The organism is Luteibacter sp., assembly GCF_036500425.1.
Taxonomy (GTDB): domain Bacteria; phylum Pseudomonadota; class Gammaproteobacteria; order Xanthomonadales; family Rhodanobacteraceae; genus Luteibacter.
Genome location: NZ_DASYCB010000051.1, coordinates 76832 through 99016, shown reverse-complemented (window position 1 = coordinate 99016; position 22185 = coordinate 76832). Strand labels below are relative to the sequence as shown.

20 protein-coding genes are annotated in these 22185 nt (G+C 64.1%); 14 read left to right on the top strand and 6 right to left on the bottom strand.

Annotation, left to right across the window (positions count from 1 at the left end):
* Positions 1-92: 92 nt before the first annotated feature.
* Entirely contained in the window at positions 93-911 is an 819-nt protein-coding gene (locus tag VGN46_RS12870) for a DUF2884 family protein (protein WP_331644106.1), read from the top strand.
* Here VGN46_RS12870 and VGN46_RS12865 read toward each other — a convergent pair.
* Positions 901-1848, bottom strand: a complete 948-nt coding sequence (locus tag VGN46_RS12865; protein ID WP_331644105.1) for a D-2-hydroxyacid dehydrogenase family protein — start codon at positions 1846-1848, stop codon at positions 901-903. The two genes, VGN46_RS12870 and VGN46_RS12865, sit on opposite strands and share 11 nt — an antisense overlap.
* Before the next feature lie 10 nt (positions 1849-1858).
* Positions 1859-2248, bottom strand: a complete 390-nt coding sequence (locus VGN46_RS12860; RefSeq protein WP_331644104.1) for a VOC family protein — start codon at positions 2246-2248, stop codon at positions 1859-1861.
* Between the two features lie 188 nt (positions 2249-2436).
* On the opposite strand from VGN46_RS12860, the gene VGN46_RS12855 reads away from it, so the two are divergent.
* From VGN46_RS12855 to VGN46_RS12835, 5 genes are all read left to right on the top strand, one after another.
* A complete protein-coding gene (locus VGN46_RS12855; protein ID WP_331644103.1) occupies positions 2437-3183 on the top strand; it encodes an AraC family transcriptional regulator in 747 nt (248 codons plus the stop codon).
* 213 nt (positions 3184-3396) lie between these two features.
* Positions 3397-6624 (top strand): protease pro-enzyme activation domain-containing protein, encoded by a 3228-nt coding sequence (locus VGN46_RS12850; protein ID WP_331644102.1) that lies wholly within the window; start codon positions 3397-3399, stop codon positions 6622-6624.
* Positions 6625-6816: 192 nt separating this feature from the next.
* Positions 6817-8748: a peptidase M61 gene (locus tag VGN46_RS12845; RefSeq protein ID WP_331644101.1), complete on the top strand. Its 1932-nt coding sequence runs from the start codon at positions 6817-6819 to the stop codon at positions 8746-8748.
* Between the two features lie 70 nt (positions 8749-8818).
* Positions 8819-9274 carry a MarR family transcriptional regulator gene (locus tag VGN46_RS12840; RefSeq protein WP_331644100.1) on the top strand — a complete coding sequence of 152 codons (456 nt, stop codon included), beginning with the start codon at positions 8819-8821 and terminating at the stop codon, positions 9272-9274.
* 84 nt (positions 9275-9358) lie between these two features.
* Entirely contained in the window at positions 9359-9910 is a 552-nt protein-coding gene (locus tag VGN46_RS12835; RefSeq protein ID WP_331644099.1) for an isochorismatase family protein, read from the top strand.
* A 121-nt stretch (positions 9911-10031) separates the two neighbouring features.
* Here VGN46_RS12835 and VGN46_RS12830 read toward each other — a convergent pair whose 3' ends face one another.
* Positions 10032-10724: a hypothetical protein gene (locus tag VGN46_RS12830; RefSeq protein WP_331644098.1), complete on the bottom strand. Its 693-nt coding sequence runs from the start codon at positions 10722-10724 to the stop codon at positions 10032-10034.
* Between the two features lie 184 nt (positions 10725-10908).
* Here VGN46_RS12830 and VGN46_RS12825 point away from each other — a divergent pair, with 184 nt between their 5' ends.
* Genes VGN46_RS12825 through VGN46_RS12810 form a run of 4 tightly spaced genes read left to right on the top strand, consistent with a single transcriptional unit; the run spans position 10909 to position 14176 of the window.
* Positions 10909-11505 (top strand): anthranilate synthase component II, encoded by a 597-nt coding sequence (locus tag VGN46_RS12825; RefSeq protein WP_139979323.1) that lies wholly within the window; start codon positions 10909-10911, stop codon positions 11503-11505.
* Positions 11506-11525: 20 nt separating this feature from the next.
* The gene (trpD, locus tag VGN46_RS12820) at positions 11526-12557 is read left to right on the top strand and encodes an anthranilate phosphoribosyltransferase (RefSeq protein WP_331644097.1); all 1032 of its coding nucleotides are present in this window, start codon (positions 11526-11528) and stop codon (positions 12555-12557) included.
* Between the two features lie 49 nt (positions 12558-12606).
* Positions 12607-13464: an indole-3-glycerol phosphate synthase TrpC gene (gene trpC, locus VGN46_RS12815; RefSeq protein WP_331644096.1), complete on the top strand. Its 858-nt coding sequence runs from the start codon at positions 12607-12609 to the stop codon at positions 13462-13464.
* Positions 13465-13471: 7 nt separating this feature from the next.
* On the top strand, positions 13472-14176 hold the full coding sequence (locus tag VGN46_RS12810; RefSeq protein ID WP_331644095.1) for an HAD family hydrolase: 705 nt from the start codon (positions 13472-13474) through the stop codon (positions 14174-14176).
* Positions 14177-14256: 80 nt separating this feature from the next.
* Here VGN46_RS12810 and VGN46_RS12805 read toward each other — a convergent pair whose 3' ends face one another.
* Positions 14257-15003: a sulfite exporter TauE/SafE family protein gene (locus tag VGN46_RS12805; RefSeq protein ID WP_331644094.1), complete on the bottom strand. Its 747-nt coding sequence runs from the start codon at positions 15001-15003 to the stop codon at positions 14257-14259.
* A gap of 145 nt (positions 15004-15148) precedes the next feature.
* On the opposite strand from VGN46_RS12805, the gene VGN46_RS12800 reads away from it, so the two are divergent.
* The 3 genes from VGN46_RS12800 (at position 15149) to VGN46_RS12790 (ending at position 19392) form a co-directional block, all read left to right on the top strand.
* Complete coding sequence (locus VGN46_RS12800; protein ID WP_331644093.1) at positions 15149-16099, top strand: helix-turn-helix domain-containing GNAT family N-acetyltransferase; 951 nt, start codon at positions 15149-15151, stop codon at positions 16097-16099.
* Positions 16100-16296: 197 nt separating this feature from the next.
* A complete protein-coding gene (locus VGN46_RS12795; RefSeq protein ID WP_331644092.1) occupies positions 16297-19140 on the top strand; it encodes a 2-oxoglutarate dehydrogenase E1 component in 2844 nt (947 codons plus the stop codon).
* Between the two features lie 3 nt (positions 19141-19143).
* Positions 19144-19392 carry a hypothetical protein gene (locus tag VGN46_RS12790; RefSeq protein WP_331644091.1) on the top strand — a complete coding sequence of 83 codons (249 nt, stop codon included), beginning with the start codon at positions 19144-19146 and terminating at the stop codon, positions 19390-19392.
* A 75-nt stretch (positions 19393-19467) separates the two neighbouring features.
* Here the strand turns inward: VGN46_RS12790 and crp are convergent, their stop codons facing one another.
* Positions 19468-20163, bottom strand: coding sequence for a cAMP-activated global transcriptional regulator CRP (crp, locus tag VGN46_RS12785; RefSeq protein ID WP_331644090.1), 696 nt, complete (start codon positions 20161-20163; stop codon positions 19468-19470).
* Between the two features lie 342 nt (positions 20164-20505).
* Between crp and speD the strand changes: the two genes are divergently transcribed.
* On the top strand, positions 20506-21291 hold the full coding sequence (speD, locus tag VGN46_RS12780) for an adenosylmethionine decarboxylase (RefSeq protein WP_036109987.1): 786 nt from the start codon (positions 20506-20508) through the stop codon (positions 21289-21291).
* Positions 21292-21422: 131 nt separating this feature from the next.
* Here speD and coq7 read toward each other — a convergent pair whose 3' ends face one another.
* Positions 21423-22064, bottom strand: coding sequence for a 2-polyprenyl-3-methyl-6-methoxy-1,4-benzoquinone monooxygenase (gene coq7 / locus VGN46_RS12775; RefSeq protein ID WP_331644089.1), 642 nt, complete (start codon positions 22062-22064; stop codon positions 21423-21425).
* Positions 22065-22185: the final 121 nt, after the last annotated feature.

Sequence of the window (22185 nt, the reverse complement as noted above, 5' to 3'; positions counted from 1 at the left end):
ACGAACCGCCCATGCAATGGGCTGGCTATAGGCTTAAACCATGCATGAGCCGCAGGCATCTGAGCCCGCGAACACCTTTGGGGAGAAGGACCATGCGTCACCTGTTTGCCACGGCCGGATTGGCCGCCGCCCTCGCGCTCAGCGCTGGTAGCGCCACCGCGGCCGCCAGCTTCAACTTCAGCACGGATACGTGCAAGCACGACTACGGCACCCTTTACGACGTCGACGTGACGCCGGCGGGGCTCAGCTTTCACCGTACCGACGGTACCCCGGCGAAGGTCTTCCTTCACGATGGCGCGCTGGAGGTGGATGGCCGTGAGGTGGCGGTCTCCGCCAGCGACGCCCAGGCGCTGCGCCGTTACGAGGACGGTGTCCGCAAGCTCCTGCCCGAAGTGGCAGCGATTTCCCGTGCCGGCATTCAGATGGGTTTCGACGCCATGACCACGGTGACCATGACCTTCGCCGAGCCAGCGCAGCGCGAAGCCATGCTGGCCAAGCTCAAGCGCAAACAGGCGCAGGCCATCAAGGAGATCGACGAAGGCGTGGGAAGCGGCCACTGGTCGGGCGATCGCATGACTGAAACCGTGGCGGGTTCGGTCTCCGATTCGGTCGGTGAACTGGTGGGCTCCGTGACCTCCAGCGCAGTCGAAGCCGCGCTTTCGGGCGACAGCACCAAGGTGGCGGCGTTGACGGCCCGCGCCAGCGCCCTGGACAAGAGCCTCAACCAGGAAATGGACAAGCGTTCGAAGGACCTTGAGGCGCGGGCCAATAGCATCTGCCCGCGCGTCAACGACCTGGCCGACCTTCAGCAGGGCTGGAAGATCCGGCTGCCCGACGGCAAGCCATTGGAACTGATGACGATCAAGCCAAAGGAAAGCAAGAAGGATGGCGAAAAGGTCGCTACGTTCTGACCTTGCCGATCCAGTCGACAACGTTGCGCACCGTATCGCCGTAGAACGTGCGGTACATCTCCTCGCTGACGTAACCGATATGGGGCGTGGCAAGTACGTTGGGCAGGCGGCGGAACGGATGATCGAGGGGTAGGGGCTCGGGGTCATATACGTCGACCGCGGCGCCGGCGATCCGGCCCTGGACCAAGGCCTCGATCAGCGCGGCCTCATCGACGATGGGGCCGCGCGATGTATTGACGAGACGCGCAGTGGGTTTCATCCAGCCCAGTGCCTCGGCACTGACCAGCCCCTGTGTGCGCTCGCTGAGCCGAGTGTGGATGCTGAGGATATCGGCGCGGGCGAACAAGGCCTGCTTCTCCACGCGCTCCACGCCGTACCCTGCCGCGTGTTCTGTCGTCAGGTTCTGGCTCCACGCGATCACCTGCATGCCGAAGGCCTGGCCGATGCGCGCCACCGCCGAGCCAATGCGTCCCAGCCCGAGCAGGGCCAGCGTCTTGCCTGCCAGTTCCACGCCCATACCCTGTTGCCACCCGCCCGCGCGCACCGAGGCCGCCTCGTTTGCGAGATTGCGTGCCAGGCCAAGGATAGCCGCCCAGGTGAACTCGATGGTCGGCGTCGACGCGTAGTTCGTGTGGACTACGGTGATGCCGTGATCCGCCGCTGCCGCGAGGTCGATGGACGCGTTGGCCCGGCCCGTCGATGCGATGAGGCGGAGCCGCGGTAGCGCCGCCATCAGCGTCGCAGTCACTGGCGTGCGTTCACGCATCACACAAACTACATCGAAAGGGTTCAATCGCCGGGCCAGCAACACTTCATCGTCAACGTGATCATGAAAGACGACGACATCGGCCAGCGCATCGAGCAAGGCCCAGTCGGCGCTCTGCCTCGCGACGTGCTGGTAATCGTCCAGCACGGCAACGCGGAGTCGTTCGGTCATGGCGGCTTCCTCAGCGCTTGGGCTGGATGAGATCCCAGCCATTACCGTAAAGATCTTCGAACACGACGACGCTTCCATAGGCTTCGTGACGGGGTTCCACCCTGAACCTCACGCCGTGCGCGAGCATGTGGGTGTGGTCGGTGGCGAAGTCATCCGTTTCGAGAAAGAGGAACACGCGGCCGCCACCTTGCTTGCCGACATGGGCGCGCTGATCGTCGTTCGCTGCCTTCGCCAGCAGCAGCCGGGTGCCTTTCGACCCGCGCGGCGCGACCGTGACCCATCGTTTATCAGGTCCCTGCGGCGTATCCTCGATCAAGTCGAAGCGAAGCGCTTTGGTAAAGAAAGCGATGGCCTCGTCGTAGTCGTGAACCAGGAAGGCGATAGCGCCGAGTGAAGGCATGGAATAAGCTCCGCGAACGAGATAGCGCCGCAGTATGCGCCACTGCGCGTGGAAGAGCCCGCGCCGGATCCAAGGCGGCATCAATCACCCTGGTGGGGAACTATCCGTTGCCTTATTAGCAACGCTGGAGACCTTGCGCGACAGGCACATGGTCACGACGATAGTAGTCAGTCCAGATGGCACCCATCATGTCGTTTAACGCAGCCATCAACGAACCTGCGCTTGGGTTCCTCGTCGATCCCGTGGGCATTTCGGTATCGTGTCGCTCGGATGCCCTGTTGCGGCAGACGCTCGTCGCACTGCGCGCGCAACGCGCCCTTGATATCGTTGATTACCCCGGTACAGCCGGAAGAGCGCCCCTGTTGGTGGCCTACGGCGCGAGTGTGGCCGAGTGGGGGATCTTGCTGAGAGAAGAACCGGTTAGCCAGGCGGCGACGTCCTGTGCGCCCGTTGCGACACTCTGCACCTTGCTGGCGCGCCTGGCCGATCAACGCGACTTCGACGGTACGGTATTTGCTGAAGTGGCACTGGCGCTGCGCGCTGCGCATGCACCGGGCAAGGCCCGCACGCCCGCATGGCGCGTACCCGGTGGGCTCGCGCCCTGGCAGTGCGAGCGTGCGATCGCGTGGATGGAGCAGCATCTGGATGCCTCGTTCACCTCGGACGATGTCGCCGCGCTGTTTGGTATGTCGGCCGGTCATTTCACGCGCGCGTTCCGAATCACCCAGGGTGTCTCGCCGCGACAATGGATTCTTCGCCGCCGCGTCGAGCGGGCCAAGCGCCTGCTCGCCGACCCCGCGGTCGCGTTGAGTCATGTGGCCTTGTGTTGTGGTTTCTCCGAGCAAAGCCACTTCACCCGTGTCTTCAACCGCATCGTCGGTGTTCCGCCGGGCGCATGGCGCCGACGGCTTGAGCCTCACGGAAGTCCTGCATGACACTTATGTGGCGGCATTCGCGTGAAGTCGCGGCTTCAGGAAGATGAACGCATTTAGACGGCCAAATGTGACCACGGTCAAACCCGGCGCGTGAACGCAAGCGTACCGTGGCGGAGCTGATCACTCTGACGCCAGGCAAGATCCATGGGGTGCCGGGATGGGGAGCAGGGAGCTCGGTGAAGATCCTTCACTTCGCCCAAGGGAGTTCATTGCATGTCTTGCAAGTTTTCAGCATGGCTCGCGCTTGCGAGCCTGACGGCAGGTTGCGCCCTGTCGTTCTCCACCTCCGCCAGTGATTTCAGTACCTCCGTGAAATCCCTGGCCAGCCCTTCGACACCGCGATTGGCCCGTGCCATCAGTGGCGCAAGCAACGCCACGCTGGTCGGCTCGCGGCCGCGCCAGGCACTTGCGGCCAAGGATGCCGGCGCCGTACCTGCCAGCCAGGCCATCGGCAACATCACCCTGACGCTCAAGCGCGATGACGATCACGAGAAAGCGTTCCGCGCCTTGCTCGCCAGGCAGAACAACCCGGCATCGCCGGATTTCCAGCATTGGTTGACGGGTAAGGAGCTGGGGGAGCGATTCGGGCCGTCCACACAGGACATCCAGGCGCTGCGCCAGTGGCTGCAGGGGCAGGGCCTCACCGTGGGCAGTGTGTCGCAGGACCGCATGACCGTCACCCTGTCGGGCACCGCGGCCGCGGTATCGAAGGCGTTCGCGACGGAGATCCACGCTTACCAGGTCGACGGGGCTCAACACTTCGCCAACACGACCGACGCGCGCGTGCCTGCTGCGGTAGCGCCGCTCGTCCAGGGTGTTTCACTACATAACTTCTTCCCCGTGGCGCAACACACACCGATCGCCAAGGCTCGCCTTGACAGCAAGCTTGGCAAGTTCACGACCGCGGCGGCGGATAATCCGAATTTCACCGTGCCACCGGGTACGGTCAACACGGCCACCTCGTACGACATGGTGCCCGCCGATTTCAATACCGTGTACAACGTCAATCCACTCTGGCAGCGTGACACGCCGGTGCGTGGCGCGGGCCAGAGTATCGTGGTACTGGAGCGCACCAACGTGCAGCCCGAAGACGTGGCGCACTTCCGCGCCGCGTTCCTGCCGAACAATGCCAAAGGAAGCTTCTCGATCGTGCACCCGTCGGGTGCCGAGGGTTCGCCGTGTGCCGATCCGGGTTTGAATGGCGACGAGGGCGAAGCCGCCCTCGATGCGGAGTGGGCCGGTGCCGCGGCGCCCGATGCGGATGTCGTGCTCGCCTCCTGCGCGGATAACGGCGCGACGTTCGGCCCGTTCATCGCCGCGATCCGCTTGCTGGATACCACTACGGGCCTGCCGCCGCCGATCTTCAGCCTCAGCTATGGCTCCTGCGAAAGCGCGGATGCCTCCGATGCCCACCTCGCCGACATCATCTGGTCGTCCGCCGCGGCACAGGGCGTGAGCGTGTTCGTCTCGTCCGGCGATGGTGGCTCGACGCAGTGTGACCAGGGTGCGCTGTTCTGGTCGCAGAACGGTGCGGCAGTGAATGGTCTCGCAGCATCGACGTCCGCGGTTGCCATCGGCGGCACGGATTTCAACGACCTGGGTAAGCAATCCACGTATTGGACCTCGACCAACCTGCCGAAATACCAGTCCGCCGTGACCTACATCCCGGAGATGACCTGGAACAACAGCTGCGCGAGCAGCCATTTGTATACGCTGCTGGGCTACCAGGATGGCATCACCGCCTGTAATGACAGCCAGGGCCGTGGGCAGGATTTCCTCCAGGTAGGCGGTGCCGGCGGTGGCCCGAGCACGCTATTCGCACAACCGGAAGCGCAGATCGGCATCCATGGGTCCACGAACCATACCTCGCGGACGCTCCCGGATATCTCGCTGTTTTCGGCGAATGGCATCTACGGCCACGCGCTGGTGTTCTGCATGTCCGATGCCGACAACGGCGGCACGGCGTGTGATTTCCGTGATCCGGACTCGGTATTCGCGAACTCCGCGGGCGGTACGTCGTTCGCCGCACCCGCCATGGCCGGCGTGCAGGCCTTGCTTAACCAGGTGAATGGCGAACGCATCGGCAATCCGCTCAATGCGTTCTATGGCATCGCCGCGCGCCAGTACGGAACGGTGGGTTCACCGAATACCGCGGTGCTCACGGCATGCAACGCCAATAATGGCAACACGATCGCGCCCACTTGCGTGTTCAATAACGTGGTGGAGGGCGATATCGTCCAGCCGTGTGGCACGGGGTCGATCAACTGCGACACCGGCAACAAGCTCAATAACATCGTCGGCATCGTGGAGGGTGGTGACACCACTACGCACACGCTGGTACCTGCGTGGAAGGCCAATGTGGGCTACAGCATGGCCACTGGCCTCGGCTCGATCAACGCCAGCAACCTTGCCGATGCGGTGAAGGCGTGGAGCGCACCGGCCAAGCGCAACTATGCCGCCTCGGCGGACTTCCTTTCGTTGAATAACCTCTTCACGAATGATGGCTACAGTGACTTCGCTTACATCGATGGCGGTAACCTCCATTCCGTCTCGATGAAGGGTGCGGTGAGCCTGTATGACCAGGCGCAGGCGATCGATCCGTCGCTCACCGTCGTGGGCTATGGCGATGTCGTCCCCGGCCTGGATGCGCTATCGCTGAAGTCGGGCGAAGTGTTGCTGATGGATGCGAACCACAAGCTCAACGTCTGGGTCTCCACGGGCGGCGGTAGCTACTTCACCTTCGTGGTGAATCGCGACATCCCCGCCAGCTGGACTCTGTTGGGTGTGGGTGTGCACGACGACAGTGGCGTGCAGAAGCTGGTGTGGTTCGACACCGCGACCTCGCAGGTCGTGTGGTGGGCACTGGATCTTGATCCGGTCACCCAGAACGACATTATCGTGACCGGCCAGTCATGGCCGCGGCAGGGCATTGCTGGCGGCCACCCCGTTCTCGCCGATGTCGATGGCGATGGCTACACCGACATCGTCTGGACGCGGAGCAACTCCACCGGTACGGCGCTCTGGCTGGCCGATCGCCGCGGTGGCTTCGTCGAACACGCCTTGCCGGCCCACCCGGTCGGCGCCGTGCTCCAGGGTGTGGGTGATGTCGACGGTAACGGCACCACGGACCTGATCTGGACAGACAGCGCCGGCGTGCAGCTCACGTGGTGGACCATGCAGGGCTTCGCGGTCACCGGCCAGCACAGTCAGGCCATCCCCGCAGGTGCTTCCCTGGCAGGTATCGGTGACTACGATGGCGACGGCGTCGCGGACATCCTGTGGCGCGGCACCAACGGTCGCATTGTCGACTGGCAGGGCACCGGTACCGGCTTCGCCGCCGCCAACGTGGCCGACGCCTTCGGCACACCGCTCGCGCTGACGGCGACGGCCACCGTGCCAGCGAACCGCTTCCAGGGCAGCCACCGCCTGGCGACGAAGTAAGTAACGCCATAGACGAAGAACGGCCGGGCGTATGTCCGGCCGTTCTTCGTCAACTAACCCTTGGGCATCATTGTTTCCATGATGTGATCGATGCTGAAACTGCTGGTGCGGGCACGCGGCGGGAACGTTTTGAAGCAGGCGATCGCCGTGATGCCATACTTGCCGCGAACAGACCCACTCCGCGAGCCCGTCATGCCCTCAGTCCCCAGTAAGTTCTTGCGCCTTGCCTTGGCGCTAGCTATCGCCTTTGCGGCTGACGCCGCTTCCGCGCAACAGGCGACTACCGAACAGACACCGCCGCCACAGGACACGCCGTATGCCGGGACCGTCGCGCTCAGTGTGAATGCCAGCGACACGGCGCAGGGCATCTTCCGCGTCCATGAGTCCATGCCGGTGAAGGCGGGCGCCGTTACCCTGCTGTACCCGCAGTGGATCCCGGGCGACCACTCGCCGACCGGCCCGATTGCGATGCTCGCCGGCCTCAGGCTCAGCGCCAACGGCAAGCCGCTCACATGGGTGCGCGATAAGTACAACGTCTACGCCTTCCACGTCGATGTACCGGAAGGTGTTTCGTCGATCGACGCGGACTTCCAGTACCTGTCCGAGCGTGCAGACGACGCAAGCTTCGAGATCACCGACCGCATGATGTCCATGGAGTGGAGCAAGGTCGCGCTCTACCCGGCAGGGTATTACACCCGCGGCATCACCTTCGAACCCAGCGTGACCTTGCCGCATGGCTGGCAGCTCGGTACCGCTCTGGAGACCGCCTCCACGTCGGGCGACACCACTACCTTCAAACCGGTGACGTTCGAGAACCTGGTCGATTCCCCGGTTTACGCGGGGCAGTACTTCAAGCGCGTCGCGCTGAACCCGGGCGACAAGGCGCCGGTATACCTGGACGTCGTGGCCGACGAGCCGAAGTACCTGGAGATGACGCCGGAACAGGTCGCGGTGCATCGCAACCTGGTGACGCAGGCGACGCGGTTGTTCGGCTCGCATCACTACGACCATTACGACTTCCTCTTCTCGCTATCGGACCAGCTGGCCGGCAACGGCACGGAGCACCACCAGTCCAGTGAAGACGGCCTGGGTGCCGACTATTTCACCGCATGGGCAGAGAACGGCTCGGAGCGTGATCTCCTCGCCCACGAGTACACGCACTCGTGGAACGGCAAGTTCCGCCGCCCGGCCGACCTTTGGACGCCGAACTTCAACGTGCCCATGGGTAACTCGCTGCTTTGGGTGTACGAAGGCCAGACGCAGTATTGGGGCTTCGTCCTGACAGCGCGTGCCGGTATGTGGACGCCGCAGGAGTTCCGCGACGGCCTGGCCATGGTTGCCGCCAATTACGAAAGGAACCGCGAGGGTTTCCAGTGGCGCTCGCTCGAAGACACCACCAACGATCCCATCGTCGCCCGCCGTTCGCCCCTGCCATTCCGTAGCTGGCAGATGAGCGAGGATTACTACAGCGGTGGCCAGATGATGTGGCTTGCGGTGGATGCCAAGCTGCGTAGCCTGACGCACGACAAGCATTCGCTTGACGATTTCGCGCGTGCTTTCTTTGGCGTGGAGAACGGCAGCTACGTGCCGAAGACCTACACGTTTGACGATGTGGTCGCCGCTTTGGACAGCGTGGCCAGGTACGACTGGGCCAGCTTCCTGAAAGCGCGCGCGTACAGCCTTAACCCGCCGTTGCAGGATGGCCTTGCAGGTACGGGCTGGAAGCTCGTTTACGACGACAAGGAAAGCGAGTTCGAGAAGGCCTACGACGGACGCCCTGAAAGTTCGCGCCACCTGCTCAACTTTACCTGGTCGATCGGCCTGACGATCACCGGCACCGGCAAGGTAAACGACGTGCGCTGGGATGGCCCCGCGTTCAAGGCGGGCGTCAGCACGGGCGCGACGATCGTCGCGGTGAACGGCACGGCCTATTCGAAAGATGTCCTGAAGGACGCGATCACCGCGGCCACGGCCAGCAAGACGCCGATCGCACTCACACTGAAGTACCAGGGGCGCTTCCGGACGATCCCCGTGGATTATCACGGTGGCCTTCAGTATCCGCATCTCGTGCGCGTCGAGGGCACGCCGGATTACTTGAGCGAGATCATTGCGGCGAAAAAATAGGCAAGAACTTTCGAAGTAAAACTTGGAAGTCTGCCTTGTAATCGATTCGGGGAGAGCCTACGTTGAAGACATGCCAAAGCATTCCCCGTCCCCCGTCGATATCGCCGCCAGCGATCTGCTCACCGCATGCGGCCTGCTGGTGCGCCGCGTCCGCGCTGAATCCAACAACCTTGGCCTGACCTGGTCGCAGGCAGCGGTCCTGGCCCGGCTCGAGTCGGGCGGCCCTGCCTCCACCGCGGATATCGCCCGCGCGGAAGCGGTGAAGCCGCAAACCATGGGCGTCACGCTAGCGACGATGGAGCAGGACGGCCTCGTAGAACGCGAGCCGCATCCCACAGACGGCCGGCAGTTCCTTTATGCGCTGACTGCCGAAGGCGTAGAGGCGCGTCGCCGTACCAAGACGGCCAAGCAAGCGTGGCTGACGGAAGCGATCTCGCGGTTGTCACCGCATGATCGCGATGACCTCGCCGTCGCCGCGCGGGTACTTCGTAACCTCGCCGAAATGAGTACACAGGATACGTTCTGATGCGCGCGGCACGTGGCGTTGCCTTGGTCGTTTCGCCGTGCGCGCGTGATTGACAACCCCCACCCCCTCCTGAAAGAGCAATCCATGGCACTCACTCAACTCGACGCTAACGCGGCGCTCATCGTCATCGACCTGCAGCACGGCATCATCAACCTGCCGCTCGCTTCGGCGGCGGATCCTGTCGTAGAGAAATCGGCAGCCATCGCCCGTGCCTTCCGTGCGAGCGGTCGTCACGTGGTCCTCGTCAATGTCGATGCCGGCGCGCCGGGTCGCACCGATAATGGCGTGCCTCAGGTCCCGCACGATCCGGCGTTCAAGGCGTTCGACCCGCGGCTCGAACAGGTAGGGACCGACCATGTCGTCACCAAAAAGCGTTGGGGCGCCTTCCAGACCACGGATCTGGATCGCTGGCTGCGCAGTCTCAATGTCGAGCAGGTCGTGATCCTTGGTATCGCCACCAGCATCGGCTGCGAATCCACCGCACGCTTCGCGAGCGAGCTGGGTTACAACGTGGTCCTCGTCACCGATGCGATGGCCGACCTGAAGGCCGATGCGCACGAAAACAGCGTGAAGAACATCTTCCCGCGTCTCGGCGAAACGACGAGCACCGAAGAGCTCCTCGCAAAGATCGGTTAAAAGCAGCACCCCTCTGTAGGAGCGCGCTTGCGCGCGACATCTTTCGCGAAAGAGCCACAGGACCTGCGGCGGTAAGGCGAATGTCGCGCGCAAGCGCGCTCCTACAGGGCTTGGGTGGGTATCAGGAAGGGTGTTGGGTGTCGTCATCGGCGGCGAGACCGCCCAGGCCGAGGCCGGCACCGGCGCCTGCGGCCATCCCGCCGCCCATACCACCCATGCCTCCACCACTTTTCCCGCCACCGCCCGCATTGCCACCCCCGTCGCCTTTGTTTCCGCCGCCTTTACCACCTTGCGCGGTAACGCGAGCCGGGCCTTGCCTGGGAATGGTGACACTTCGCGGAATAGGATCAAGATCCAGCACCTCGCGGATGAAATCGCGCAGGGAAACCACAAGTTCATCCATATGCACGGGGCGCCCGGCGACCAGTTCGTTCGCGGCATGCGCGGCGAGCTCTACCTGCTTCTCCGTGCCAAGCAGCACGATGTCGGAAAGCGCGGCTTCCACCGCGTCACGAACGCGTCGTGCACGATCGTTGCCGGTCGCCGCGGCAAGGTTCGCCGCGCCACGTTCGCGCAGTTGCCGAAGGTGGGTAGGATCCACGGCCAGGTTGCCGGTGAACGAGCCACCTAGCGTCTTGTAAGCCGCGATCAGCGTCCGCAGCCGTTCGTTGATCTGCCGGTTCGCCCGCTCCCTTCGTTGCTGCACCACCTGCATGGCGAGCAGCCGGATACCGACGCCGATCAGGGTGATCACCGCCAGGCCGATAAAGGTAGAAAGCAGGGCCTGCCAGGAACTGAAGTCGAGATTGCGCATGGCGGGCATCCTGTCGGCGGTGTCGCGAAGGGTGTGTGAGACTAACCCTACCCTTGGCATACAATGACCCGCCAGCCCCCGGGTAGCGCATCCCCATGCCGCTGCAACCCGCGGGGCACCCGTTCGGCACCCACATGCCCGTTCGCGCGGTGTTGCCGCGCAAAAACAACGATTTAGGCCGCCCATGCTCCTGATGATCGACAACTACGACTCATTCACCTTCAACCTCGTCCAGTACCTGGGCGAGCTGGGGCAGGAAGTGAAGGTGGTGCGCAACGACGCGCTGACGGTGGCGGATATCCGCGCCCTTAAGCCTTCGCGGATCATGATTTCGCCGGGACCGGGCACGCCGGATGATTCGGGTGTCTCGATCGACATCCTCAAGGAACTGGCGGGCGAGCTGCCCATCTTCGGCGTCTGCCTTGGCCACCAGGCGATCGGCCAGGTGTTCGGCGGCAAGGTGATCCGGGCGCGCGAGATCATGCATGGCAAGACTTCCCCGGTGAAGCACCTGGGCAAGGGCGTGTTCGCCGGCCTGCCCAACCCATTCGAAGCGACCCGCTACCATTCTCTGGTGGTCGAGAAGGATTCGGTGCCGGATTGCCTGGAGGTCACGGCATGGACCGAACGCGAAGACGGCTCCATCGACGAGATCATGGGGCTGCGCCACCGCACCCTCGATATCGAAGGCGTGCAGTTCCATCCCGAATCGATCCTGACCCAGCACGGCCACGATCTGCTGCGTAACTTCCTTGGCATGCCGCTGCCGCTTGCCGCCTGATCCATCGCCTGGAACGCTCCATGCCGATTACCCCCTCCGAGGCGCTGCAGCGCACGATCGAACACCGCGAGATCTTCCATGACGAGATGATCGAGCTCATGCACCAGATCATGCGTGGTGACGTGAGCCCGCTCATGACCGCGGCGATCCTTACCGGCCTGCGGGTGAAGAAGGAAACGGTGGGTGAGATCACCGGCGCGGCGCGGGTCATGCGCGACCTGTCGGCAAAGGTGGAGGTCAATCCACACCCGCACTTCCTCGACATTGTCGGCACCGGCGGCGACGGCGCCTCGTCGTTCAATATCTCCACTGCCTCGATGTTTGTGGCCGCTGCCGCAGGCGCACGCGTCGCGAAGCACGGTGGTCGCAGCGTGTCGTCGAAATCCGGGAGCGCCGATGTGCTCGAGGCACTGGGTGCGCGGATCGAGCTGCTGCCCGCCCAGGTCGCCGTGTGCATGGAAGAGGTCGATATCGGCTTCATGTTCGCCCCCAACCACCACCCGGCCATGAAAGTGGTCTCGCCGGTGCGTCGCGAGATGGGTGTCCGCACCATTTTCAACATCCTGGGTCCGCTGACAAATCCGGCAGGCGCCCCGAATATCCTCATGGGCGTGTTCCATCCGGACCTCGTCGGTATCCAGATCCGCGTCCTGCAGGCTTTGGGCGCGAACCATGCGATGGTCGTCTGGGGGCGTGACGGCATGGACGAAATCTCCCTCGGCGCGGCCACCCTGGTGGGTGAATTGCGCGACGGCAAGGTCACGGAATACGAGATCGAACCCGAAGATTTCGGCCTTTCCATGGCCTCCAGCCGCAACCTGCGGGTGGAGAATGCCGACGAATCACGGGCGATGCTGCTGGATGCCGTTTCTGGCGTCCCGGGCGTGCCGCATGACATCGTTTGCCTGAATGCTGGCGCCGCCCTGTATACCGCCGATGTGGCGCCCAGCATCCAGGCCGGCATCGACCTGGCCCGGGCTACGATCGCCCGTGGCGCCGCTCGTGCAAAAATCGATGCGTTCGTAGCCGCGACGCAGCGGCTTGGCGCCTGATATCGTCGGGGTATCCCCACCCCCGGCCTTACCCTAGGAAGCGACACTGATGCCCGACATCCTCCACCGCATTCTCGACCGTAAGCTGGAAGAGATCGCCGAGCGCAGCCGCAAGCGCACGATGGACGACCTTGCCGCGCAGATCGCCGATCTCGGGGAAACCCGCGGCTTCGTCGCAGCGATCGACGCGCGCCTCCATGATGGCAAGCCCGCGGTCATCGCCGAGGTCAAGAAGGCCAGCCCCTCCAAGGGCCTGATCCGTCCTGATTTCGATCCTGCCGCCATCGCCCGCAGCTACGAAGCCGGCGGCGCGACCTGCCTCTCCGTGCTGACCGATGCCGACTTCTTCCAGGGCCACGAGGATTACCTGCGCCAGGCCCGCGAAGCGTGCAACCTGCCGATCCTGCGCAAGGACTTCATCATCCATGAGTACCAGGTATATGAAGCCCGCGTCATCGGTGCCGATTGCATCCTGCTGATCGTCTCGGCGTTTGGCTCCAAGGAAAGCGACGGCGACATCGTCTACGACGAAAGCCGCCTCACCGAACTGTCGCTGCTGGCGGCCGAACTGGATCTCGATGTGCTGGTGGAAGTGCACAATGAGGAAGAGCTCGAGATCGCGCTGGGCATGCCCGTACCGCTGATTGGTGTGAACAACCGCAACCTGCGCACGTTCGAGACATCGTTGGGCACGTCGCTCAAGTTGAAGGATCGCGTGGGTCCGGATACCGCGATCGTCGCCGAATCGGGTATCCACACGCCCGAAGACGTGCGCATGCTGCGGGAGAAGGGTATCCACACGTTCCTGGTCGGCGAAGCCTTCATGCGCGCGGCCGATCCGGGTGCCGAACTGCAGAAGCTGTTCGGGGCACACGGCCCCACCCATCCGCCCAAGCACAAGCACTGAGCAACACATGACACAGGGGAATGATGCGGCGGTGCCCGACACCGCCGTCGATGCGCGGCGCGTCGTGCTGTTCGATTTCGATGGCGTGATCGTGCGCCACCAGACGCTGGAACTGTTCTTCCGCGAGCGGCTTGCAGGCTTCGGTCGCTGGCGCCTCTTGCTTGGCCTTCCGTGGCTGCCGTTCCTCCCGTTCATGCTGCGCAGTGCGGCCGGCACGCGCATCCTGGGGCGTGCGTTCCTTCGGGTAGTGACATTCGGGCGTACAGAGGCAACCTACAAACGCTTGCTCACGGCGTTCGCGCGCGCCTATGCGCGCCGCCCCGGCGTCTTCGTCCGCGATGGTGTCGCAACGCTGCGCCGGCATATCGAAGCCGGTGATCGCGTCATCATCGTCACCGGCAACGATGGCACGCTCGTGCAGGCGATCCTTGATGAGGTAAACCTGCAGGGCGTCGAGTTGCTCGCGTCGCAGGTGCGCGGTGGCGTGTTCGGCGTGCACTTCGTTCGCCACAACGTGGATGGGATGAAGGTGAAAGCCGTCGAACGCGCCGGTGTGGCCCGGCCGTGGGCCGTTGCTTATGGTGATTCGGTGTCTGACCTGGCCATGCTGAAGGCGGCAGAGGCGGCGAAGCTCGTCAACCCGAGTAACCGCACGTTGAAGAAGATGCGCAAGCCGTTGGGTGAGAAGCTCGAGGTGCTCGGCTGGTATTGAGGGACCCGGATCGCGCGCAAGCGCGCTCCTACACGAGATCTGCGCAGGCTTTTGTAGGAGCGCGCTTGCGCGCGACCCGCTCAGCGCAGGAACTGCCTGGCCAACTGGAACAGGCTGATCCCGATGATCAGGCACCCCACCGCGCCCATCACGTAACGGGGTGGCAGGTGCCGCACCAGCCACGCGGCGACCGGCGCCGCGATGACGCCGCCACTTAGCAACCCCAGCACGATCGTCCAGTGCTGCACGCCCATGTGGGCGATGAGCGTGGTCGATATGGCAATGGTCACGACGAATTCCGCCGCGTTGACCGTGCCGATCGTCTGGCGCACATTGCCGCCGCGTGCAAGCAGCGTGGAAGTAGCGATCGGCCCCCAGCCGCCCCCGCCGATGGCATCGAGCAGGCCGGCGAAAAACCCCACCACGCCTTTGTAGCGGACCCGGTGGTGCGACACGATGCGGCCGGTGGCGCGGACCAGCACCACCACGCCCAGGATCAACAGGTAAGCGTAGACATACGGCTTGATCGCATCGCCCGGTACGCTGGCCAGGAACCATGCGCCGATCACGCCGCCCACGACGCCGGGTATCGCCAGCCGGCGGAAGGCCTTCCAGTCCACATTGCCGAAGAAGGCGTGGGCACCGCCCGAGACGCCGGTCGTGACCATCTCGGCCGTGTGAACCGTTGTGCTGGCGACCGCCGGTGGCAGGCCGAGCGCGAGCAGCACCGAGCTCGAAACGAGCCCGTAGGCCATACCCAGGGCGCCATCGACCAACTGGGCCAGCAGGCCGACCCCGGCGAACATAAGGAACTGGCTCCAGTCCATGCGCGATCCATCACCTGCGGTACAAAGAGTCACCTTAGCCGAGGCGGCTGCCTGTGGGACATGAAGATGCTGCGATGTCGCTTGCGCGCGACATCCCGCCACAGCTAGCCTCGCCTTCTGCGCCCCCGTCCCCCATGGATGCCCGATGTATCTGTCTTCCCTGCGCGAGCTTGCCATCGGCAGCCGCCTCAAGGCCCTGAGCGATTACTTCTACCAAGCCGTGGATGAGGTTTACCGTGCCAGTGGGGCGGGTATCGAGTCGCGCTGGTTTCCCGTGATGCGCTTCCTGCGCGACGTGGGCCCGACCACGGTCACCGAGGTGGCCACGGCGATCGGGCAGACGCACTCCGCGGTCAGCCAGCTCGCCGATCGCCTCGTGGAGGCTGGCATGGTGGTGCGCCAGCGCGATCCGGGCGATGGCCGCCGCAGCGTGTTGGCGCTGACCGACGCCGGTGAGCGGGCGCTGGGCGCGCTAGGTCCGGTGTGGCTGGCGCTGCGCCGGGGCATGGCGGAATCGCTGGGGCCGCGCATGCTCGATCTGCTCGATGCCATTGATGGCTGTGAACAGGCGCTGGCGGAGAAGCCTCTGGTGGCCACGGTGCTGGAACAGCGTGCAGCGCTGGCGCGCGAGGGCGTCCAGGTCGTGCCCTGGGATGCGGCCTATGCCGACCATTTCCGCCGCCTCAACCAGCAATGGCTGGAGCGGCACTTCCGCGTGGAAGACGTGGATCGCACCCTGTTCGCTGACCCGGAACGCCTCGTCATCAGCAACGGGGGCGCCATCTTCTTCGCCCTCTACGCGGGCGAAGTGATCGGCACGTGCGCGCTATTGCACGAGGGGGCGGGCGTGTATGAGCTCTCCAAGATGGGCGTGGACGAAAACTTCCGTGGGCTGGGTGCGGGGCGCCTGCTGCTTGATGCCGCGATCGCGACATGGCGAGATCGCGGTGGTTTGCGGCTATTCCTCGAATCGAACAGCCGCCTCGGCCGGGCGCTTGGCATGTACGAGCGGGCGGGCTTTGTCCGCCAGACCGCTATCCGCCCGGGCTCGCATTACGAGCGGGCCGACGTCTACATGGTCTACGAAGGGGCCTGAGCGGGTCATTCCCGCCAATGACGGTTAGCTGAGCGGCGCTACGATCAGGCAGTGCCAGTCGGTGATAGGTCGCCTCTTGACATACAGACCTGTCTACCTCACTGTGAGTGAACAGGCCTGTCTCCCCTGGGTCTGGCCCGGCTGTGGTCCGCCGCGGCCACCCCTTCAGCCCTTGCTCCTCCGTCAGGATGTGCCTCGTGAATGCCCTCCCACGTCCCACCGAGCTCCTTGCTTTCTTTGCCGATACGTCGTTCCTGAATACCAATAGCGCTCCGTACATCGAGCTGCTGGCCGACCAGTACGACACCGATCCTTCCACGCTCCCCGAGGAGTGGCGGCACGCCTTGGGCCATCTGGCGACCCGGCCACCGCCCGCGGCGCTCGCAGCGACCATGGTCAGTCACACGGCCCCTGCCGCCGATCCGCTGTCACTGCGCGATACCGTGCGAGCACGGGCGCTTGTCAATGCGTATCGAACGCGGGGTCACTTCCATGCCCGGCTCGATCCGCTGGGGTTAACGACCGGCCAGGATCGACAGGAGCTTGACCACCAGGGCCATGGGTTCACCGATGCCGATCTGGATCGCACGATATTCGTAGGTGGTGTGTTCGGCCAGGAGCGCATGACGCTGCGTGCGCTGCAGGATGCGCTGCGCGAACGCTACTGCGGCACCATCGGCTACGAGACCATGCATATCGCTGATCCCGCGCAACGTCAGTGGCTGCAGGCGCGCATTGAGGGTGGCGCACCGCTCGGCACCCTGGGTGCGGACGAAAAGCGGCAGGTACTGCGCATGCTGGTCGAGGTGAAAGGCTACGAGCGCTACCTGGACAAGAAGTTCGTCGGTACGACCCGTTTCGGGCTTGATGGTGCCGAAGCGACGATCCCGGCCCTTGAGGCCATCATTCAGCGGGCCGCGCAGCATGGTGTCACCGACGTGGTGCTGGGCATGCCGCACCGGGGCCGCCTCAACGTGCTCAGCCAGGTCCTGCGCAAACCGCACCGCGCCATCTTCCACGAGTTCAAGGGCGGCTCGTTCATCCCGGATGAGGTGGAAGGCTCGGGGGACGTGAAGTACCACCTTGGCGCATCGGCGGATCGGGAGTTCGATGGCCGCGCGGTACACCTCTCGTTGACAGCGAATCCATCGCATCTGGAGATCGTGGATCCCGTGGTGTTGGGCAAGGCGCGCGCGAAACAGGACTTCAGCGGCGACGTGATCGATCGCTCCAGCGTGTTGCCGTTGCTCATCCACGGCGATGCGGCGTTTGCGGGGCAGGGCGTGGTCGCTGAAAGCCTTGCGCTCTCTGGCCTCAAGGGATATCGCACCGGCGGTTCGGTGCACTTCATCGTCAACAACCAGATCGGCTTCACCGCGGATCCTGCGTATTCGCGCTCATCGCCCTACCCATCCGATCTCGCGAAGATGGTCGATGCGCCCATCTTCCACGTGAATGGCGACGACCCGGAAGCGGTGATCGCCGTCTCGCGTCTTGCGCTCGAATACCGCCAGGTGTTTGGCAAGCCTGTCGTGATCGACATGTTCTGCTTCCGCTTTTATGGTCATAACGAGGGCGACGAGCCGGCCTTCACCCAGCCACTGATGTACAAGGCGATCCGCCAGCACCCCTCCACGCTCGAGGTCTATGCGGAACGCCTGCAGGCGGAAGGGCTGGTGACGCCGGACGAGCTCGAGGCGATGAAGGTGGCGTGGGTGGCCTACCTCGACACGGAGTTCGACGCCAGCGTGTCGTACCGTCCGCACAAGGCCGATTGGCTCGACGGTCGTTGGGAAGGGTTGAGTGCGTTGCGCAACGACGAGGGCAGCGAAACCGGCATGGATCCTGTGGCGCTCTCCGCATTGGGCGACGCGCTGACGACGCTCCCCGAAGGCTTCCGCGCGCATCCGACCGTGCAGCGCTTCCTCGACACACGCAAGAAGGCGCTCGCGGAAGGCGCGGGTATCGACTGGTCGACCGCCGAGGCGCTGGCGCTCGGCTCGCTGGTCGGTGAAGGCATGCGTATTCGCATGACCGGCCAGGACACCGAGCGCGGCACGTTCTCGCAACGCCACGCGGTGCTGATCGATCAGGAGACGGGTATGCGTCACGTACCCATGGCAGGCATCGCGACCGGGCGCGCGTCGTTCGAGGTGGTGAACTCATTGCTCTCGGAGGAGGCGGTCCTGGCCTTTGAGTACGGTTACACCCTGGCCGAGCCGCACGCGTTGGTCCTGTGGGAGGCGCAGTTTGGTGATTTCGCTAACGGTGCACAGGTGGTTTTCGATCAGTTCCTGTCATCCGGTGAGCGCAAGTGGCTGCGCATGTCGGGGCTGGTCTGCCTGTTGCCCCATGGGCTCGACGGCCAGGGCCCCGAGCACTCCTCGGCGCGCCTTGAGCGCTTCCTGCAGAGCTCGGCGGAAGACAACTGGCAGATCGCGAACTGCACCACGCCAGCGAACTACTTCCATATCCTTCGCCGCCAGGTTCGCCGCGACTTCCGCAAGCCGCTGATCCTGATGACGCCGAAAAGCCTGCTTCGCCACCGCCGGGCAAAGTCGACATTCGAGGAACTTGGCCCAGGCACGTCATTCCAGCCCGTCCTTCGCGACGACGCAGAGATGCCTGGGCGGACGACGGTCGCGCTCCTGCCGGATGGTGATATCAACCGGGTGATCCTGTGCTCGGGCAAGGTGTATTACGACTTGCTGGATGAGCGTGAAAAGCTCGGTCGGAACGACGTGTACCTGCTCCGTCTGGAAGAGCTCTATCCGTTCCCTGAGGACGAGGTTCGCCAGGTGATGGCGCGGTTCCCGGCCGCGGAATGGATGTGGGTGCAGGAGGAATCGAAGAATATGGGGGCGTGGAGCTATATCGCGCCGCTGTTGCTGGAAACCCAGCAAGCCATCGGTGCCGGCGCGGGTTTACGCTACGTGGGGCGTGCCGCGTCGGCCTCGCCGGCAGTGGGCCTGCCCACCCAGCACAAAGCGCAACTCGCCCGCTTCCTTGCGGAAGCCTTTGCTGCCGACGTTACGGAGTAGGCCATGATTCTCGCTGTCTTCCTTGCCGCGCCTGGCCATGTCTGGACGGAGCACGTGACCGATGCGCCCGATCTGCTCGATCGCGAAGGCCTCGTCTATTCATTGCGCGGCGGGCCGCGCCAGCCGCGGCCGACCGACCACGCATGGGATCCGGTGGCCGTCTATGCCCCGGATGAGCTGACTGAGGAGGAGTTCCAGGATCTCTTCGAGGCGAACCAGGATCATGCGCCCGAGCTCAGGTTGAAGTACTGAGGATCCTATGCGCCTGGAAGGCCGGGCAGGACAGAGGGGCTGGCACCTTGGGTGCCGGCCCCTTCGGCGCGGCGGTCAGCGTGTTCCGCGGACCACGATGGTCTTGCCGGACACGTCGATCATCCGCTCTTCCTCGAGCTGCTTGAGCACGCGGCCGACCATTTCACGGGAGCAGCCCACGATCCGGCTCACCTCCTGACGGGAAATGCGGATCTGCGTGCCATCCGGGTGGGTCATGGCGTCCGGTTCCTGGCACAGGTCCAGCAGGGTGCGCGAGACCCGGTTGGTCACGTCCATGAAGGCCATGCGGCTGACCTGGCGCGAGGTGCGCAGGAGCCGGTGGGTAAGTTGGGAGCCGATCGCGAAGAGTAGCTTCGGGCATTCGGCCGCCAGCGGGCCTTCAAGCAGCTGGAACAGGCGCTCATAGCTGATTTCTGCCATTTCCACCGCGGTGCGGGTGCGCACCAGCGATTCACGCTGTGCCTGCTCCACGAACAGCCCCATTTCGCCGATGAACTGGCCACGGTTGATGTAGGCCAGGATCAGCTCACGGCCTTCTTCATCCTCCGTGCATACGGCCAGCGAGCCCTCCACCACGTAATAGAGGGTGTTGGCGGGGTCGCCCGGACGGATGATGGCGGTTTTACCCGGATAGCGCCGCCGGTGGCATGCGTCCAGGAAACGGCCCATGGCGGCGGGGTCGGGCGCGAAGCTCAGCGGAGCTTGCGACCGTTCGAACGCCTGTTGCAGCAGATATTTGAGTTGAGCCACAGCTGATTCCGTTGAGCTTCTATGGCATGGCGCCCCCCATCAGCAGGCTGCCGACGGTTTTCCGTCAGGCGTCGCTGACTCGCCATGTCCCCGCCGGGATTATTGCAGACAAAGGGTGGGCAAAATCCACCATAAATGACGATCCGTGCCCAGTTGTTCAAATCCTCGCCAGTTTGCCCCATAATTTTACCCCCTCGGCGGCCACCCCTTGTCTCTGGCCGTTCATAAACGAGGGGCAGACTGATCGTCTGTTCGTTGCTCACCCATTCCTTTGTTGCGGGGACCCTTGCTGCTAACCCGTGTCTGCTGCTGGCCGTCATCTACCGGCCTCGGAGAGTCGCTGTGGTCAAACCGCTTCCCCGCCTTCGCCTTCAGGGTTTCAACAACCTCACCAAGGCGCTGAGCTTCAATATTTACGATATCTGCTATGCCGTGTCGGAACAGCAGCGCCAGAACTACATCGAATACATCGATGAGCAGTACGACGCCGACCGCCTGACCCAGATCCTGACGGACGTGGCCGAGATCATCGGCGCGAACATCCTGAACATCGCGCGCCAGGACTACGACCCGCAGGGTGCGTCGGTCACGATCCTCATTTCCGAGGAGCCGGTGGTCGAGAAGCTGGGTCGCGACACCATTTCCGGTGCCGTGGTCGCGCACATGGACAAGAGCCACATCACCGTCCATACCTACCCGGAAACGCATCCGCACAACGGTATCGCCACGTTCCGCGCAGATATCGATGTCGCTACCTGCGGCGTTATTTCGCCGCTGAAAGCCCTGAACTACCTGATTGACAGCTTCGAGTCGGATATCGTCATCGCCGATTACCGTGTGCGTGGTTTCACCCGCGATGTGAAGGGCAAGAAGCACTTCATCGACCACAAGATCAACTCGGTGCAGGACTACCTGGCGAAGCACATCCGCCAGAAGTACGAGATGTTCGACGTGAACGTGTACCAGGAAAACATCTTCCACACGAAGATGCACATCAAGGACTTCGACCTCGATACCTACCTGTTCGAGGCCCAGGCCGACGATCTCTCGTTCAAGGAGCGCCAGCGCATCGAGTCGCTGCTCCGTCGGGAAATCGAAGAGCTCTTCCACGGCCGCAACCTGATGTAACAAAAAGCCCCGCGAAAGCGGGGCTTTTTCTTTGCGGCCTTGTCGCGGCAGGGCTCGCGCGCAAGCGCGCTCCTACAAAGGCTGCGCAGGTCCCTTGAAGGAGCGCGCTTGCGCGCGAGCCCCCGATCACCTCAGATCCGATACGCCACGGCCTTCATCACCGCCGAAGCCGCATGCATCAGCCCCGGAATCGGGAAGGGCAGGTCGATACCCCCGCGCGCCTGCGCGGCATCGGCATGCCGGACCTCATCCTTCTGCATCTGGCTCAGAATGGCCCGCGACCGGTCATCCTGGGCCGGCAGCCGCTCCAGATGCTCGGCGAGGTGCGCCTCCACCTGCCGCTCGGTCTCCACCACGAATCCCAGGCTGATCGGGTCCCCCACGGCCGCGGCGGCCACGCCGATGGCATAGCTGCCGGCGTACCAGACCGGATTCAGCAGGCTGGGCCGGCTATCGAGCTGCTTCAGCCGCTCGGCGCACCAGGCCAGGTGGTCGGTTTCCTCCTGGGCCGCATGCAGCAGGTGCTGGCGGGTCTCATCGGTACGGGCCAGGGCGGCCTGGCCCATATAAAGCGCCTGCGCGCACACCTCGCCCACGTGATTGATCCGCATCAGGCCGGCCGCGTGGCGGCGCTCGGCGTCATTAAGCGGTGCATCCGGCACGCGGTCGCCCGGTGAGCGGCGCTGGGCCTCGGGCGAGCCCGCCACCGCCTCCATGGCGCGCTCCAGCCCGGCGAGCAGGCGGTCGAACGGGGTCAGGCTGCGAACGGACACGGGGGGCTCCTTTGAACGTGGGGACCCGTACACGTTACAATGGGCGGGTGCCCCGGCGGGGTGATCGTGCTGCGGCTGCTTGTCGCGGCAAGCGGACCCGGCCAGCGGCATCACTTGTGTA